At 57.8% G+C, this 16137-nt stretch carries 15 protein-coding genes and 1 pseudogene; 6 read left to right on the plus strand and 10 right to left on the minus strand.

The features are described 5' to 3' along the window. Nucleotides 1-210: 210 nt before the first annotated feature. From arsH to AB7F49_RS32110, 5 genes and pseudogenes are all read right to left on the minus strand, one after another. Nucleotides 211-916 (minus strand): annotated as a pseudogene (gene arsH / locus AB7F49_RS32090) (arsenical resistance protein ArsH). Continuing rightward, nucleotides 909-1334 (minus strand): arsenate reductase (glutaredoxin), encoded by a 426-nt coding sequence (gene arsC, locus AB7F49_RS32095; protein WP_428529898.1) that lies wholly within the window; start codon nt 1332-1334, stop codon nt 909-911. The pseudogene arsH and the gene arsC overlap by 8 nt, the downstream one beginning before the upstream one ends. Next, entirely contained in the window at nt 1331-2383 is a 1053-nt protein-coding gene (arsB, locus tag AB7F49_RS32100) for an ACR3 family arsenite efflux transporter (RefSeq protein ID WP_428529899.1), read from the minus strand. Before arsB ends, arsC begins: the two co-directional genes overlap by 4 nt. After that, complete coding sequence (locus AB7F49_RS32105) at nt 2380-2895, minus strand: arsenate reductase ArsC (RefSeq protein WP_428529900.1); 516 nt, start codon at nt 2893-2895, stop codon at nt 2380-2382. The genes arsB and AB7F49_RS32105 overlap by 4 nt, the downstream gene beginning before the upstream one ends. Next, a complete protein-coding gene (locus AB7F49_RS32110; protein ID WP_428529912.1) occupies nt 2888-3253 on the minus strand; it encodes an ArsR/SmtB family transcription factor in 366 nt (121 codons plus the stop codon). Before AB7F49_RS32110 ends, AB7F49_RS32105 begins: the two co-directional genes overlap by 8 nt. A gap of 45 nt (nt 3254-3298) precedes the next feature. Between AB7F49_RS32110 and AB7F49_RS32115 the strand changes: the two genes are divergently transcribed. The 5 genes from AB7F49_RS32115 (at nt 3299) to AB7F49_RS32135 (ending at nt 8957) form a co-directional block, all read left to right on the plus strand. After that, on the plus strand, nt 3299-3805 hold the full coding sequence (locus tag AB7F49_RS32115) for a DUF6428 family protein (RefSeq protein ID WP_428529901.1): 507 nt from the start codon (nt 3299-3301) through the stop codon (nt 3803-3805). A gap of 337 nt (nt 3806-4142) precedes the next feature. Further along, complete coding sequence (locus tag AB7F49_RS32120) at nt 4143-4559, plus strand: hypothetical protein (protein WP_428529902.1); 417 nt, start codon at nt 4143-4145, stop codon at nt 4557-4559. Next, nucleotides 4556-5173, plus strand: a complete 618-nt coding sequence (locus AB7F49_RS32125; RefSeq protein ID WP_428529903.1) for a hypothetical protein — start codon at nt 4556-4558, stop codon at nt 5171-5173. Before AB7F49_RS32120 ends, AB7F49_RS32125 begins: the two co-directional genes overlap by 4 nt. Nucleotides 5174-5307: 134 nt before the next feature. Continuing rightward, complete coding sequence (locus AB7F49_RS32130; RefSeq protein WP_428529904.1) at nt 5308-5754, plus strand: hypothetical protein; 447 nt, start codon at nt 5308-5310, stop codon at nt 5752-5754. 77 nt (nt 5755-5831) lie between these two features. Beyond that, a complete protein-coding gene (locus tag AB7F49_RS32135; RefSeq protein ID WP_428529905.1) occupies nt 5832-8957 on the plus strand; it encodes a hypothetical protein in 3126 nt (1041 codons plus the stop codon). Between the two features lie 338 nt (nt 8958-9295). On the opposite strand, the gene AB7F49_RS32140 is transcribed toward AB7F49_RS32135, so the two are convergent. Beyond that, nucleotides 9296-10165: a hypothetical protein gene (locus AB7F49_RS32140; protein ID WP_428529906.1), complete on the minus strand. Its 870-nt coding sequence runs from the start codon at nt 10163-10165 to the stop codon at nt 9296-9298. A gap of 283 nt (nt 10166-10448) precedes the next feature. Here AB7F49_RS32140 and AB7F49_RS32145 point away from each other — a divergent pair, with 283 nt between their 5' ends. Then, nucleotides 10449-11033, plus strand: coding sequence for a tyrosine-type recombinase/integrase (locus tag AB7F49_RS32145; protein ID WP_428529907.1), 585 nt, complete (start codon nt 10449-10451; stop codon nt 11031-11033). Nucleotides 11034-11057: 24 nt separating this feature from the next. Here AB7F49_RS32145 and AB7F49_RS32150 read toward each other — a convergent pair whose 3' ends face one another. From AB7F49_RS32150 to AB7F49_RS32165, 4 genes are all read right to left on the minus strand, one after another. Then, nucleotides 11058-12986: a type IV secretory system conjugative DNA transfer family protein gene (locus AB7F49_RS32150; RefSeq protein ID WP_428529908.1), complete on the minus strand. Its 1929-nt coding sequence runs from the start codon at nt 12984-12986 to the stop codon at nt 11058-11060. Between the two features lie 10 nt (nt 12987-12996). Further along, a complete protein-coding gene (locus tag AB7F49_RS32155) occupies nt 12997-14271 on the minus strand; it encodes a relaxase/mobilization nuclease domain-containing protein (protein ID WP_428529909.1) in 1275 nt (424 codons plus the stop codon). Further along, on the minus strand, nt 14268-14540 hold the full coding sequence (gene mobC / locus AB7F49_RS32160; protein ID WP_428529910.1) for a plasmid mobilization relaxosome protein MobC: 273 nt from the start codon (nt 14538-14540) through the stop codon (nt 14268-14270). Before mobC ends, AB7F49_RS32155 begins: the two co-directional genes overlap by 4 nt. Nucleotides 14541-14761: 221 nt before the next feature. Beyond that, nucleotides 14762-16093, minus strand: a complete 1332-nt coding sequence (locus tag AB7F49_RS32165) for a site-specific integrase (RefSeq protein ID WP_428529911.1) — start codon at nt 16091-16093, stop codon at nt 14762-14764. Nucleotides 16094-16137 lie beyond the last annotated feature (44 nt).

Raw genomic sequence — 16137 nt, forward strand, 5'->3', positions numbered from 1 at the left:
GGATTGGCTGCCAGCTGGGCCGGGTTCGGCATACGGCAAAACGTCCAGGCGAACCCTCGTAGTTCAGTGGCCGGATTCACGCTAGCCGGTGCCCAATGGTCGTGTGCTGGACCGGTATGACCGCGTCTGCCAGGAGGACAAACCGGCAGCGAGGGATGTGAGGATTTGCAGGAAGCCCATGTAGGCGATGAAGCGACGCGTCCCGCCTTATTACATGGCCTCAAGCGTTTTGCGATGCTGAAGAGCGACCGCTTCCTTGCGCTCGCTATAGCGGTCTGTGAGGCAAGCAGACACCACGCGTCAGCAAGGTGAACTTCACGAGTTCTTCCATCACGTCCACGATACGGTCGTAATACGAGGACGGGAGCATGCGGCCAGCTTTGTCGAACTGCTCATAGGCCTTTGCAATCGAAGACTGGTTTGGAATGGCAATCATGCGCATCCAGCGTCCAAGTACGCGCATCTGGTTCACAGCGTTGAACGACTGTGATCCGCCGCTGATCTGCATGACCGCCAGCGTTTTCCCTTGTGTTGGACGAACCGCGCCAAGCGAAAGCGGAATCCAGTCGATTTGGGACTTCATGACGCCCGTCATCGCACCGTGTCTTTCGGGACTACACCAGACCTGACCCCCTGACCAGGATACGAGGTCACGCAGTTCCTGAACTTTGGGATGATCAACCGGAGCGTCGTCCGGCAACGGCAGGCCTGCTGGATCAAAAATCCGCACCTCCGCACCGAATGCCTCCGCAAGCCGTGCCGCTTCCATTGTCGTAAAGCGGCTGTAAGACCTCTCGCGCAAGGAGCCGTACAACATCAGGATGCGCGGCTTGTGCAAGGTATGTACTCCGAGAGACTCTGCATCAGGTACTGCAAAGGCTTCTGTCGCGATATTCGGCAACGTGTTCTCAGACATTCAGGCCTGGCAGTTTCGGTTTTGTGACGACGATCTCGCCATCTTCTTTGGTAAATTGTCTAACCGGGCTGGCCAGCAGATCGAGAACCGCTTCTGACGGACGGCACAGGCGCGCGCCCTTACTGGTCACGACAATCGGACGGTTGATGAGGATCGGGTGCTCGATCATGAAATCAATCAATTGATCGTCGCTCCACTTTGGATCGCCCAAGCCAAGCTCTGCGAAGGGCGTCCCCTTCTCCCGGAGCAGTTTGCGGGGAACCATGCGCATTGCTGCGAGCAGTTCAACCAGCCGTTCTCGCGTCGGCGGGTTCTTCAGATATTCAATGACGGTTGGCTGTTCACCGCTCTGCTTTATCATCGCCAGAGTGTTACGCGATGTTCCGCAATCCGGGTTGTGATAGATCGTAACACTCATGAGCGGGCCTCGACGCGTTTGGTTGATTCCGCGCCATCTTCGTACCAGCCGCGAGTCGCCTTCACGATTTTGACGACTGACAGCATGACGGGAACTTCAACGAGCACGCCGACAACCGTCGCAAGCGCTGCCCCCGAATTGAGACCGAACAGCGAAATCGCGGCTGCGACGGCCAGTTCGAAGAAATTGCTGGCTCCGATCAGTGCGGCAGGTGCAGCCACGCACCAAGCGACACCGAAGCGGCGGCTAAGCCAATACGCAAGCCCTGCATTGAAATAGACCTGGATCAGTATCGGAACAGATAGTAGAGCGATAACGAGAGGCTGAGCGAGAATCTGCTCGCCCTGGAAACCGAACAGCAAGACTAGCGTCGTCAACAGCGAGACGAGCGATACGGGCTGGAGCCACCGCAACGTGCGCTGGAGACTATCCTGGCCATCTACCAGAAGCACGCGCCGCCAAATTTGAGCGATCACGACCGGAATGACGATGTAAAGAGCGACCGATAGGAGCAGCGTCGCCCACGGAACTGTAATCGATGCTACGCCGAGCAAAAGACCGACAAGTGGTGCGAAGGCGAAGACCATGATGAGGTCATTCAGCGCGACTTGTGAAAGGGTGTAGTGAGGTTCGCCTTCGCATAGGTTTGACCAGACAAAAACCATCGCCGTGCAGGGTGCGGCGGCGAGTAGGATAAGGCCTGCGATGTAAGAAGTAATTTGATCTTGCGGCAGCAATGGCGCGAATAAGTAGCCGATAAAGAAGGAGCCGAGCAATGTCATCGAGAACGGCTTCACAGCCCAATTGATGAAAAGCGTCACGCCGACGCCACGCCAGTGCTCCCGCACTTTTCCAAGACTGCCGAAGTCAATCTTCAGCAGCATTGGAATGATCATGAGCCAGATCAAAATCGCTACCGGAAGGTTTACACGCGCAATCTCCGCAGCAGCGATCATCCCGAATGCGCCGGGTAGAAAATATCCGAGCGCGATGCCTACGACGATGCACAGCGCGACCCAGATTGTCAGATATCGCTCAAAAATGCTCATGCCGGCGTCAGCTTCTGATTTAGGCGACCGATCTCATTGAGTTGCGCTTGAACCGTCATCCGGTCCAATGACGCAAGCGGTAGAGCCAGGAACAGTTCAATCCGGCGCGACAGCATTCGGTATGCGTTGGGGAACGCGAGTGCTATCTCCGCATCTGTGCCTTCAGCTGCTGCCGGGTCTGGAACGCCCCAATGCGCAGTCAAAGGTTTGCCCGGCCAGATCGGGCAGGTCTCGCCCGCCGCGTTGTCGCAGACGGTGAAGATGAAATCGATTTCCGGGGCTCCGGGACGCGCAAACTCATCCCAAGATTTGGACCGGAATCGACTAGTTTCGTAGCCGAGAGACTTCAATAGTTCGATTGTTTTCGGGTGCACCTGGCCTTTGGGTTGCGACCCGGCGCTATGAGCAATGAACTTACCTTTGCCCATCTTATTAAGGATGGCTTCTGCCAGCACCGAGCGGGCCGAATTACCTGTGCAGAGGAACAGGACGTTATAGGGACGATCACGCATAGGATTTTTTCCTTTTACGGATGGGCGCAGGCGTGCAGCAATTTTGAGCAAGGGCAGGCGCGCAGATTTCGGGATGTCCCGCGCAGCAATCCTTCATCAGAAACTGGATAAGGCCGGAAAGGCTTTCATACGCGGCGGAGTAAATGATTGAGCGTGCCTCGCGCCTCGATTTGATGAGGCCAGCGATCTCAAGCTCTTTCAGATGAAACGACACGTTTGAATTTGAGACTTCGGCTTCCTGCGCCACCGCACCCGCAGCCATGCCGTCAGGACCAGCCTTGACCAGCATGCGCACGATCCGCAGGCGCGTGTCCTGAGAGAGGGCCGCAAAGGCCGATAACGCTTGACGCTGATCCATCAATAATCCTACATTTCAAGAAATATTGAAATTAGGATATCAAACATGCTGACTCATGCCAATAGCTTTTCTGACGAAATCACAGCTGCCGGACTGTTGGAGACCTTGGCCGACCACAAGGAGAAAGCATTGGTCTTCAACTACGAAGGTCTGGATGTGAAGCCGAGCTACCACGTGACAGAGGTCAAAAGCGGAAGCTTTAATGCGCTCGATTGCGGTGCGAATCCGGAAAGCTGGCACGAAACATTCATTCAGCTTTGGGACATCGATGAAGAGCATCGAGGGCACATGCCGGTTGGCAAGTTTCTCGGCATCATGAAGAAGGTCTCTGATAGCGTCCCGCTTTCGCCGGAAGCGAAACTTACCTTCGAAGTAAGTGATGGTGTGAAGCCGATGCAACTCTACAAGGCCGATAAAACCCTAATCGACGGCGGCATCGTGCGCGTGCTGTTGTCAGCGCGTCCATCAAGCTGCAAGCCGCGTGATCGTTGGCTTGATGAGCAGAATGCTTCGCCCTGTGCGCCCAAGTCGTCGCAGCCCTGTTGTGGTTGATAGCTCCGGCACGTCGGCTGCCGACCGGGCTCTATTCGTCTGACGGCTCACCGGGCTAGGCCGTTGCCGCGAACCCGCGGAACGTCTGTCCCTGCCAGCCGGTAACGATCCCTCGCGCGTAATGTGGACAGCCGCTGGCTGAATCTATTCCTTTGAATTGGGGGCGTGCCGCCCCTTGCCGTCAAGGCCAAGCCCTTCGGGCGAAAGCGTCGGCCCGTGTAGTCGCTTCGCTCCGGCCCGCGCCAGCCGTCGCTTTCGGCCTGTGACGGCCAACCCCGCTCATTGCCGCGTGGCTAGTCGGTTGCATGTGCAACCCGCTAACCAAGGAAGTGATGAGATGACGAACAATGAAAGGGCCAAATCCTGCGAACAAAGAATCGATGCCGAGTTGAAAGACCGTCTGAATGACCTTCGACGCCTGTGGGCCGCGTTTATCGCTGGACGTGAAGACGACGACCTCGGAAGCCTGAGCGATTACGGCCTGTGTTTCGGTTACGTATCTCCCGGCACGTTCGACGAACAGGACGAAGCATATTACCGCTACCAGCTTTCATGGGGCGGGCCGTCCGACGAATTCCGCTTTTTCGTCAATCCCGATCTGTCCTGCCACCGAATCGAATACTGGTTTCTTGACTGGTTCGACGGTGCGTATCGCGTGCTGACCGCAGAGTCCCGGCAATTGATGCTCGACCTGTGGGACTGGTTCAGGGAAACCGGTCTTGCTCGCACGGCCTTCGAAGGGGCCGCGTTATGAGCGCTCATATCAAACAGCTCGGCTTCGACGCGCTGCTGGCCGCGGCCGATCACGACAACCGCGCCCGTGCTTTCGAACGCGAGACCGTACATCTGCCGTCCACGATGGAAGAAGGCTTGCCGTATTTCCGCGGGCTGATCGCGAAACACCACGCCGCGATAATGGCCGCCGATGTCGAAACCGTTATGACGTTGCGCGAGGAAGCCGGACTTCTCGCCTGCCATCTTAACGGCGGCGATGGCGGCTATCTTGCCGAAGAGGATTCAGCCGGTCGCGTGCTGGAACGTCTGACTGCCGCCGAGCCCGGCATGGTCCCGCTTTGGGGTCAATGCGGCGATTTCATCGTCACGGTCGGCGATATGAAGGTGCGCGTCGAACTGAACGGCGTCTTCGGCATTGGTTGCAGGCCCGGCTTCTGGCCGGGCTTCTCCGCCCATGTCGTGGATCGCAGCGCGCCGTTCTTAAGCGAAACCGGCTATCGCAGTTTTCTCGGCATCCATGCAGAGCCTGCCATGAACATGACGCCTGATATGTTCATGGCGTACGTCATCGCGGGCTATCTCGCCGACTCCAAAGCCGCCAAGCGCAGAAAACCGGTCGATAGGCGTAATTGACGCCATGAGGCTTCATATCCTATGATGGTATCTGGGTAGGGTAACTACCTCGGGCTTCAAAACCCATATTGATGCGGCAGACATGAGCCGGAAATCATGTTGCTTCTCGGTCTTGGGCCGGGAGGCGGCGTTATATGTCCAAGCCTTTCGGGCTTTGCCTGTGCGGCCAAAAAGCGCCGCGCCGTTTCATCAATAGCGGTTTTGAACTCCCGGCCACCAGCCCAGCGCTGCGCAGGTCTGGTTGGCTATTTGCCAACGGGGGATTTTTGAAGACCGCTGCTTTTGCCGCGCTGATTGTTTCAGGGATGACGACGCTCGCACTCGACGCCGTGTCTCCCGCTTACGCGCAAGTTGTTTGCCCCGTGTCCGCTTCTGAAGCCATCGACGAAGCGCAGAAGATTCTCAAAGCCAACGATTCCGAGAAGTTCGGCATTGCACTGGCCTGTATTACGCAGGCATTGGCGCAGACGCGGGACGATCTCGAAGCGCTGCGCGAAGGCAATCTTGCCTTCACTGGCCAGATTCATGCGCCAAAAGGATTCGTGATGACCAAGCCGCCCTCCGTCCAGGAGGGTCGTTGAATTGGAAGTTCGTGTACAGTGTCTGGGCGCTCGGTTGGTGCCCTCGTAAGCTCAGATTGGGCGCCCAGACCCTGTGCATGTTGTTGTTGCTGGTGTTTCCAGAGATGGCGCGCGCGGCATGTCCCGCCGCGCCGATGGCAAATCCAAGTGATATGGTTCTTCGCTTCCCTGCGTCGTCCGGTGTCTGGGCGGGTTCGGCATCCCTTCTCGCCGATGCAGGCAATGACATGCCGGCCGGGTCCATCCAGGTCGAAGGCGTGGTCGTTTACGACGCGTCCGTCAAACAACTCAAACTCTGCGACGGCGATAGCTGGGTGGCGGTCGGCACGGGTGCAGGCGGTTCGTCGCAATGGGACGACGTTGTCGATGGTATCAACTATGCAGGCGGCAAGGTCGGCATTGGTACGACGACGCCGCGCTGGCCCTTGACCATAACAGGTGTAGCTCCATCGATTACGATCAATGGGCTTGGCAACGTGGTTTCCGCCGCAAGCTTCGTTCGAATGTATGGCAGTCGTGGCACGGCTTCCTTGCCAGAAAACGTGCAAACAAATGACGCACTGGGCGGCATATCCATGTCGGGATTCTGGACAGGAAAAGCCAACAACGAATTCATCAATGGTGATGCGCGCGCAATGATAGATGCGGTCGCATCCGAGAATTGGACTGGATCAGGCAATAACGGCACCGCACTCTTGTTCAAAACAACGCATACGGGTAGCAATGCGGTTACTGAACAGATGCGCATCGATGGGAACGGTAACGTCGGCATCGGCACGAACAATCCTCAATCTAGGTTACAGGTCGCGGGCGGCGTTCAGCTGGCGGACGATGCGGCGGCGTGCCCCGGCGCAGGCAACGTCAAGATCGGTACGTTAAAATACGTCTCCAATACATTGTCGGTCTGCAACACGGGCGGATGGGCCGCGCTTGTCGCCGGTAGCGGAAGTTCCGCGGCAGGTGCGAACACCGAAGTTCAATACAATTCAGGTGGAAGCCTTGCGGCCTCTGCGAGGCTGACCTGGAACAATCCGGACGCGCGGCTGGCGATTTTTTCCGGCTCCACCGGCGAAGCCGTCATCGCTCAGGATATGCCGGGTCTCGAATTACTCGTCGGGGGCATGAACTCGACATCCGAGAAATTTACAAGCGCTTTGAAGTTCGGGTCGAAAGATGCGCAGTTCACGACGGTCAATCCGAAATTCCTGGCAGGAATCGTAGGTCAAGCGTCGGAAAACTATCTGGCCGATACCGATGCCGGCATGGATTTGCTGTTCCTGACGACCGCGGACGACGCAGGCGCTTCCAGCGTACCCGTCGAGCGCATGCGTATTACTAATGGAGGCCTGGTCGGCATCGGCACCGCAACACCTGAGTTTGCACTTCATGTCGCGCGCGATACATCGACACCGGTGATTGCTGTTTCGCAATCCGGCAACAACGCCTCGACCCCTATACTGGGCTTCCGCAAATCGCGCGGCACGAACGCATCACCCGCCGCAGTATCGGTGAATGATGGGGCAGGGAAAATCGATTTCAACGCGTATAACAACGCATTCCGCACGGTCGCCACCATTGCTGCCTATGCTGATACGGGCTTTGGCGCTACAGGCGCAGATGGTCCGGGCCGTCTCGAATTCTCGACCGCTCCGGATGGATCGGATGTCCCCGTTCAGCGCCTGACCATTCTAAATAATGGCAATGTCGGCATCGGAACGGCATCGCCAGGATATAGGCTTCATGTCAGCGGCGATACGCTGACAGGAACCTTGCTGCTGGGACCCGGCAGTACGAATTTTATAGCTGCCTCTGGTAATCAGGGCATTTATTCGACGGTCAGTTCCGGCACCGAGTATCCTTTTTTGGCGACCGGAAACCTGGTTCTGCAGAGCCGCACGAATCTGGATCGTGACATCGTATTCGTCACTGGCAGCACGCCTGCCGCGCGCATGGTCGTTGCAGGCAGCGGCAATGTCGGCATCGGCGCAACGACGCCAGCACAAAAGCTCTCTGTCGCAGGCGCGCCGGATGGGCAGAACCTGATCGCCCAGTTCAGCAGTTCCGGCCATGCGGGAGTGCGGATCAACGCGGCTGCCGCCAGCACGCCTTTCCTTGAACTTACGCGCAACAACGTTTCGAAATGGTCGGTTGGCGTCGATAATGCAGGTACGACCGATTCCTTCTACGTTTATGACAGCGCGGCTTCTCAATACCGCATGAAACTCTCAACGGCAGGCAATGTCGGAATCGGGACATCGGTCCCTGATCACCGACTTGTCGTTCAGACAGGTCTCAACGCGTCGGCTGACGGCATTCAAGTCATTTCACCCAACTCTGGCAACATCGCGATCCGACCGGACGTCGGTGCGGGCGGCGCAAATCCATTGGTCCAGGCGGGCGATGCCACGTTTGTATTCACAGACGGCACCATCAACACTGGCAGCCTTTTCATTGGTCCTTGGTCAAGCAGCGGTGCCGGTATTCGCATGACGAGTAACGGGAACGTCGGGATCGGCACGGCAACTCCTTCCTATAAGCTCGACGTAGCGGGCAATTCCATTCGTGTGGCCAACCCGGCTTTAGGCAACTCGAATTGGGCCGAGATCGACCTGTTCAGTGGAAGAACAACTGTAGATGAGAAGGTCTGGAATATTGCAAATAATGCGGGCGATGGAAGCTTGCAAATCCGCGCGCTCAACGATGCGCGGACAGGGCAAACCATCACTCCGCCGGTTGCGATTCTACGAAATGGCAATGTCGGAATCGGGACGACGGCACCCGAGTCGCTACTGCATGTGGCGGGCGGCATCCAGCTCGGAAACGATTCTGCGTCGTGCCCAGGAGCATCGAACATCAAGGTCGGGACGTTGAAATACGCCTCCAACACGCTGTCAATCTGCAACGTCGGCGGTTGGACTTCGATTGCGTCAGGCGCGGACGGCACGATGATTGCGAACTTCCCAGACGTCATCCGATGCAACATAAATGGAATGAGATTGTTATATCTGGGCGACGCCCCCTTCTCGAATGGTGTTTACTATTATTATCATCCGAGCGATGGTGGTATGTGGATCGGCTATGGTCCGAGTGGCGTTTTTAACTCCGTTGCCTCAAGTTTTTCCAGCATGGACTGCGCCACAAATGCCTGGACCATTGCGCAGCTTTATTCCAGTGGCCGCGGGTTTAATCTGCGCGGCATGTAATCGCCCCCGTTCCATATCCCCGACCGCGACGGCATTTTGCAAAGCGATGTGCGCAGGTAGTGATGAGGGCTACTGGCGGCGAGCCGCAAAGTCTTCCTGATAAGTGACGGAACCTTTAATCGGATTGCCTGACAGAACCATCGACTGAAAGTATTCAGCTAGAATGTCAGAGCTTTCAGCATGTCCGCTTCGCCCGGTTCGCCCGGCCAGAAGAACATGAAGCCAACGACGCCGAGAACAGCGACGCCAGCGAGGATTACTAGACGTTTCATGGAATCATCGCTCCGTTGAATTGGCGGACGAAAAAGCGGGGCTTCTTCGAGCCCCGCATCGTCCTCTTAAAGCTTTGGCGTGGCGCCGCGTGTCTTGTCCTGCAAGGTGCGGACGTAATTCTCCACGAACGCGAAATCCGCTGTCAGATTGGCTTTGACCCGGTCGTTGTCGCTAAAGACGAACTGGATGTATTTCGCGTGATCCCGTGAAATCCCGAAGCCGATCTTGATTTGCAGCACAGCGTCGCAATCGCCGGTCTTGTTGATGCTGACCAACTGTGCGGCCTGGAAGTCTCCGTGGCGCGTATAGCAGTAATTATCGCTTTTCGAAGGGGCGACGACGTTGCCGTCGTTGAACTGGTAGGTGTAGGTGCCCTGATCGCCGATCAGACTGATGCGCGGTTGCCCTTTCAGCTTGGCGTTCACCTGCGCCAAAAATTCCGACACGCGCGGCTGGTCGCTTTCGTTGCGGAATTCCAGGGTTCTTTCGATTCCAATGACCTGATGGCCGGACGCAGGTGAACTCAGAACAACTTCGATTGTCTCGTCGATGGCACGGGGACCGGTGCCTTTCGTTTCGCGTTCCATCTTCAATCTTCGAACGAAGCTGGCCGTGACAATCTGCGACGAACCGGGAGCCTTGAACCGTAGACTCGTTCGCGTCTCCTTCACTGGCACGACCTTGTATTTCGTAAAAGGCGGAACATCCTCCTGCGCTTCGCGCGGCTGGATGCCTTCTTCGAAGAGCTTGAGCAGCTTTGCCTTGGCCTCAGCGTAGGTGTCGCCCATTTCGATGCCGACGATGTCTGCGCGGTCGCGCGGGATGGTCGCTCCCTTTGGAGTCGAAAGCGTTTGCGTCCACTGAACTTCGCTTTGGGCATGGCTGAATGCAGGCAAGGTCACAACCAGCGCCGCCGAGAGTGCAAGTCTGTACATGATGATGATTCCGGTTGGAGGGGATGGCGTTGCGCGCAAAGGATCGGAATCACAAAGCCTCCCAGTGTCCTGAGAGGCTCCATTGCCATTCAACCGAATTGCCTATTCTGTTCGACGGCAACAATTCATGGCCGGAATCGTTGATCGCGAGTCACCCGCGTGATACGATTTTTACCGGTTAGTTACGCAAGAAGGCTTGGAAAGCCAGCGTTTCGGGCCATTCAACAGAATAGGCAAGACTGTCGCATCCGACCCGGCCTATGTGCGGCGTCGGAGGGAAAAAATGACGGTCTATCAAGGGGCTGATCGGGCCTCGCTGTATTCCGCGCGCGGCCAGCGGAAATACCTGACACCCGAAGAGCGGGCGCGCTTCATCGCCAGCGCCACGACCTATCCGCGCCGGGACGTCGGCGCGCTGTGCCTGACCCTGGCTTACACCGGCTGCCGGATTTCCGAGGCGCTGGCGCTGACGCCCGAGCACATCGAAAGCACATCGGGCTTCATCGCCGTCCGCAGTCTGAAAAAGCGAAACCGGGCGCTTGTCGTGCGGGAGATTCCGGTGCCAGCCAACGTGCTTGCCGCCATCGCACCGCATCTTGGCAAGCCGGAAGATCCGATCTGGGGATACTCGCGCAGCCGCGCATGGCAGCTTATCAAGCATGTGATGCAGCTCGCCGAAATCCGGGCGGGGATACACATGACCCCAAAGGGTTTGCGTCATGGCTTCGGCATCCATGCCGTCCGGTCCGGTATTCCCCTCAACCTCGTGAAACGCTGGCTGGGTCATGCCCGGCTGGAAACGACAGCCATCTATCTCGAAGCAATGGGACCTGAAGAACGCCAGATCGCGCAACGAATGTGGAACTAGCAATGGTCGGGCCGTCGCTGCTCCTCACTGAAAGAATTTGTCGTGTATCATCCGGACCACCAACACAAACGTCATTGCCGCCATTACAACTGTATAGATTAGGTCTTTGCGGTTCTCGCGTAGTTCCTCACGCTTTTTCTCGTTTTCTTCCTTCAATCGCCGTCTCTCGCGTTCGTCGCGCTGGCGTTTGAGTGCGGCGGCTTCCGAAGCATCCGCTTCCGCTTGCTTGCGCGCTTCCAAGTCGCGTTGTGCATGGATGGCCGCAATCGTCGCAGGCCTGGCATGGTTCGGATGCCAGCCGTAATAGCCCGCCATCACCGGCTCCCGGTAATAGAGCGTGCGATGGACCGCCACCGGCTGATGTCCCGAAAGCAATACAAGCGCTTTTGGGTTGTTCCGGTTGCCGAACGCGCGACCCACCTCGTCGGGCGCAAGAAGCGGACGTTTGTGGATGCTGGAAGAATACCCGTGCGTTTCCGTGCTGCTTCTTCCGTAGGTTCGATTGTGGGTGCTGGTATGGGACCATCCCGAATTTGTCGAAACGACCGGCTGACCATTCGACCCGGAGGACCAGGACGTGCCGCCGGAGCTGGTAGAAGACGACCCGTAACCGTAGCTTTCCGACCGGCCTTCGCTTTTGCTGCCCGTCGCGGTGCTCAGGACCACGTCTTCGTCACCGATCAGCTTGGAAACGTAATCGCGCGTGAAGTGGTCGTCGTTGCAGGAAAACAGCTTGATCCCGGAATTGGCGACGAATGTCTCCCAATTGTCTTTGTAGAGGTCCTTCAGTTGAGCAAGCGTCTGTACGACGAAGGATAGCTTGACCCCGTAGCCCGCGATCTGCGCTGCCGCGTTTTCCAGTACCCGCATCCGCTTCAATGCCGGAAACTCGTCCAGCATCATCAGAACCGGATGACCGGATCGCGGCTGATACGGATCGCGCTCGGCCGCCGTAACGGTCAGCGTCACCATCATGCGCAGCCAGCGGTAATGGGTGTCCATGTATCGCTGAGGCAGGCACAGATAAAGCGTCTCGCCCTTTGCCGACCGTTTGAGCGATTCAAGGCTGACGGTGGATGTTTCCAGGACCTTGCGCATGTTCGGGCCGTCCAGGAAATGCGTGTTCGTCCGCGCAACCTGGGCAATCGACCCAAACAGCCGGGGTGAATTCTCTTCGAGATCGCCGAGACGCGCACCCGCGCGCGACACCACGCCGTCAAAGGCAGAGTTTCTCTGCATGGCCGCGAACAGCAACGCGTAGCCGGAAAGCGGCTTCTTTTCGTGGCGGAGCGCTTTGATCCATGCGCGTGTATCGTCGCCTGCGACCAGAAGCCTGCGGACGGTCAGGAGATTGCGCTCGTGCGCCGGAATCGACGGCGCGCTTGCGACATGCAGCATCACGTCGCTGATGTATTCCTTTGCAGCCTCGTCGAAGAACGGATCGTTGGTGTGTTCGCTGACGACAAGCGAATCCGCCAGCCGGTGGGCGATGGCGACGGCTTCCGGATCGTCGATCCTGATCGCGTCGAGCGGGTTGTAGGAGCTTTTCAGGTCCTTGAAGTCATCGACCGGCGTTTTGACGATATCGAAGGGATCGAGGATGTGAACCTTCTGGCCGAGTCCTTGCGCCCATGCTGAGCCGTTTCCGCGCCGCCGCGCGGTAACGATGGCGTTTTCGCCCTTCGGATCGATGACCACCGCAGACCCCGGCCAGAACGCCAGATTGGGAATGATGAAGGATACGCCCTTGCCAGCCCGGCTTCCGAAGCAGGTCAGGACGTGCCGGTCGTCGCGGACTCCCGCAAGCTCACCGCTATCGGTTTTGCCGAGCCAGATATCGCCGATGGCGTATGGTTTAAGCCGACTATTCGGCATCCAGGCGGCAGTCCCGAGCTGGCGGCGCTGGCGGTGGTAGGCATCCCATTTCAGCATTTCGACGATTTCTTTGGACATCCCGTCCTCCCTAGAGGCTTAAGTCGTGATCGCGATCCCGTTCCGGCGTGACGTTCGACCGGTCGGGCCGTCTCAGGCGCGTAAGAACAACGGCCATGCGCGCAGCCATGGCCCGGCGCTCCTCGTTGTGGCGCGCGCGCATGCGCTCGATTTCCTGCTGGATGGGCAGACGCTCTTTCGCCTGATCGTCGAAGAGCGCTTCCCGCTGTTTGCGATCCCTCACGAAGGAGGCGTATGCCTCGGCTTCGTTCTGTTTTCGCTGCCGGAACAGGCGGCCACTTAAGACATCGACCAGAATGCCGAGGCCGCGGCGGAAGCGGCTGGCCCGGTCCTTGGTCTCCGCGTTCCAGCGTTCTTCCTGCGCTTTCGTTAGGGCAGCACGCTCCCGGCGCTGCTTGCCGATGATGTCCTTCAGATTGTCCCGCAGAGGCCGAAGGGCTTTTTGCTTTTCCTTGCGATCCTCGACAATGAACTGGCGAAGCTGTCTGGCTTCTTTGGTGGAAAGGTCCGCGCGCACCTGCATCAACGAGGGAAGAGAATCTTCCTTTTCGCCGACACGCTCGCGCAGCTCTTTCGTCTTAAGGCCCGTCCATCTCGCAACCGAATAGACTTCGCCTTTCAAATCCGTCGCGACGATCCCGCGCCGGTCGCCCTTGGCGAGGTAATACCCGCGTTCTTCGAGGGCCGCCTTGAATCCCTCGAAGCCGTCCGAATGCTGCCAGGCATTCCGAAATACCTGTTTGATCTCGCGCGGATCGAGGTCGAGACGCTTGGCCTGCTGCCATTCGGCAAGCGTGAAGCTCAGCGGATTCTTCCAACCGGCGGTGCGGTATCCTTCCGGCAAGGGCCATTCGTGTTCGAGGAAAAGCTCCTTCGAAATCTCCTTAAGACGCGTCTTGAAGAAGGGAAGGTTGATTGCCTTCATCTGATCCGCGTCGATGCGGGACCAGACCGCATGCGCGTGTCTGCGGCCCTCTTTCTCGTGAATCACGACTGCGCGGGGCTGATCATTTAGCCCTAGCTTTGTCTCGATCCGCTCAATCGCTTGCATGATGTCTGCAAGAGATGCGTCGCCGTTCTTGGGTGGATTAACGCTCAGTGAAAAAATCGGCTGACGGCATTTCGTGCCGCGCGCGATAGCGACCGCCTCCGTCATCGCGCCGAGCAGGTCGTGCGCGATGAAGCCGCGCAATTCCTGCACGGTGATATGGTCGTTATCGGCAATGTTGAGCAGGTGCGCGGCGAGCTGACGTGGCCCGCCGCGCTGAGAGGCTTTCAGAATCATTGTTCGCTTGCCCTGGCAGCGTCCGAGAACACTTCCGGGAGTGACGTCCGGTCCTTGACCTCGTCCAGAATTTTGATGCCAAGCGCCCGCAACAGGAGCAGACGCATTTCAAAGACTTCGGCGCAGGCTGCGCGAAGATCGGCTTCGACCTCTACCGTAACAGGTAGCGCTCCCTGATTCGCCGCCTTGGCGAGTTGGTTTAGGTTGTTTGCGATCCGGGATTGCCCCAAGAGGGCCAGAAGTCTGCCGAGCGGCTCTCCGTCCTTCACGGGTTGTCCGCGGATACGGCGTCGGGGTTCAGACCCTTCCGCTAGCGCTCGTTCACGAATGAACGTGCCCAGCGGTGTATCGCCCGCTAATTCCCGTAATCTTGCCTTCTCCGTCTCGGTGAATCGGACGGATAGAGGTGGAGCTTTTTCAGAGTTTCTTGCCGTAGGCATGTTTGGCTCGCTACTGTGGTCAAACCACCGAGCAAGCCGGGGCGCGCCGCTTATAGGATTTCGGCCGCAAAGGCTTGTGCTTCGGGGGTTTGATGCCTAGCGCGCAGAACAGCAGGGCAAGCGGGTTGGGCTCCGGGCCCACCATTATCTTTCAATGACTTACGCTGATGCTCGCTCGGCGATCTCTTCGGCTGCCAATGTTTCGCCAATGATTGGCGACGTTGGCCGCCAATCGCTATCGCTGCACTCCGAAGATGCTCTGGATGATGGTGGCCGTAGACGTTTTCGAGCGTCTCCTGTGTCATCCCTAAAAACCCGCTTGCATCCCACATCGATACGCCAGCCTTCATAAGCCACGTAGCGGCTGTGTGCCGTAATGTGTGCGGCGTTACCTTTCCGGTCAGACCTGCTCGGAGCACGGCGCTCTTAAAGCCCGTTGTAACGGACTGGACGGGCATGTCGTTCCACTCAACGAAATGTTGTTTTGCAATCTTCTTGTCGACCCAACGGCGCATATGTGCGAGTAGGCGCGGGGGCAACGGAACGGGCGGCTGGCGCTTCTTTGTTTCCCGTGCACCTTCCGCCAGTCGGTAAAACAACCCGTTCTCCAAATCGACGTATGAGCTACCATTACGACGGAACGGGGAAGCGGCAGCAACGGCAGACGCGCGCGTGCCGGTATAAAGGGCTATCAAGATAAAGCGGGCAATGTGCTGGGAGGGTCTTTTCTCGGTGACGATCTTTTGCCCCTTCAGCTTGCCTCGGTGCTGAGTCTGAACCTCTCGTGCTCGCCAGCAGGCGCGTATTAAGGCGGCTGCCTCGTCACGCGTCAGCCAACGATCACGTGGTCGCCCCTTCTGCGGGAGCGTTACACGAACTATACCGCGGTGCAGCCCTTCTTTGCTGTGATGGTTCACAGCAGCCCTGAGATCCTCGAGGTCTCTCCGACGTCCACCAGGAGTGTTCTTGGTTTGAGACCCAAGTCGAGGCTTCTTCTGTTTGGGTGCCCAATCAACGTAATCGCGGCAGGTATCGCCGTTGACTTCGGCCAGCGTTTTGCCGCTCCAGAATTTAGCGAGGCGGCGGAGGCGGGCCTTCGTACACTCTGGGCGCGCCTGAGAATGCACTCGGTCGCGATAGTAGATTGCAAGAACATCGGTAATCAGGATGTCTTCGATGTGCTTCTCTTTGCGGAGCGGCCGGTGCTTCTTTCTGAGGTACTCGACGAGCTTTCGTTCGGCTGCTCCAACATCATCAGCAGCGCATCCAGTGACGATTTGGCTGTTTCCGTCGAGGATATGATCTGCCCCCTTTGAAGTGGTCCATCCTGAGGTATGATTTTTTGACGGTGGAGGATGAGATCGATGGCCAGGAAGCGGCATACGGCGGAAGAGATTGTTGCGAAGCTACGGCAGGTCGATGTGCT

Source organism: Pseudorhodoplanes sp., from assembly GCF_050250235.1.
In the GTDB taxonomy this organism is placed as follows: Bacteria; Pseudomonadota; Alphaproteobacteria; order Rhizobiales; family Xanthobacteraceae; genus Pseudorhodoplanes.

What these genes read in the sequence shown, in the direction of transcription:
- AB7F49_RS32135 (WP_428529905.1), top strand. Translation starts at nt 5,832, where the DNA reads ATGTTGTTGTTGCTGGTGTTTCCAGAGATGGCGCGCGCGGCATGTCCC.
- AB7F49_RS32115 (WP_428529901.1), top strand. Translation starts at nt 3,299, where the DNA reads ATGCTGACTCATGCCAATAGCTTTTCTGACGAAATCACAGCTGCCGGA.
- arsC (WP_428529898.1), bottom strand. Translation starts at nt 1,334, where the DNA reads ATGAGTGTTACGATCTATCACAACCCGGATTGCGGAACATCGCGTAAC.
- AB7F49_RS32140 (WP_428529906.1), bottom strand. Translation starts at nt 10,165, where the DNA reads ATGTACAGACTTGCACTCTCGGCGGCGCTGGTTGTGACCTTGCCTGCA.
- AB7F49_RS32120 (WP_428529902.1), top strand. Translation starts at nt 4,143, where the DNA reads ATGACGAACAATGAAAGGGCCAAATCCTGCGAACAAAGAATCGATGCC.
- AB7F49_RS32110 (WP_428529912.1), bottom strand. Translation starts at nt 3,253, where the DNA reads ATGGATCAGCGTCAAGCGTTATCGGCCTTTGCGGCCCTCTCTCAGGAC.
- AB7F49_RS32130 (WP_428529904.1), top strand. Translation starts at nt 5,308, where the DNA reads ATGTCCAAGCCTTTCGGGCTTTGCCTGTGCGGCCAAAAAGCGCCGCGC.
- AB7F49_RS32145 (WP_428529907.1), top strand. Translation starts at nt 10,449, where the DNA reads ATGACGGTCTATCAAGGGGCTGATCGGGCCTCGCTGTATTCCGCGCGC.
- arsB (WP_428529899.1), bottom strand. Translation starts at nt 2,383, where the DNA reads ATGAGCATTTTTGAGCGATATCTGACAATCTGGGTCGCGCTGTGCATC.
- AB7F49_RS32155 (WP_428529909.1), bottom strand. Translation starts at nt 14,271, where the DNA reads ATGATTCTGAAAGCCTCTCAGCGCGGCGGGCCACGTCAGCTCGCCGCG.
- AB7F49_RS32105 (WP_428529900.1), bottom strand. Translation starts at nt 2,895, where the DNA reads ATGCGTGATCGTCCCTATAACGTCCTGTTCCTCTGCACAGGTAATTCG.
- AB7F49_RS32125 (WP_428529903.1), top strand. Translation starts at nt 4,556, where the DNA reads ATGAGCGCTCATATCAAACAGCTCGGCTTCGACGCGCTGCTGGCCGCG.
- AB7F49_RS32150 (WP_428529908.1), bottom strand. Translation starts at nt 12,986, where the DNA reads ATGTCCAAAGAAATCGTCGAAATGCTGAAATGGGATGCCTACCACCGC.
- AB7F49_RS32165 (WP_428529911.1), bottom strand. Translation starts at nt 16,093, where the DNA reads ATGCCGCTTCCTGGCCATCGATCTCATCCTCCACCGTCAAAAAATCAT.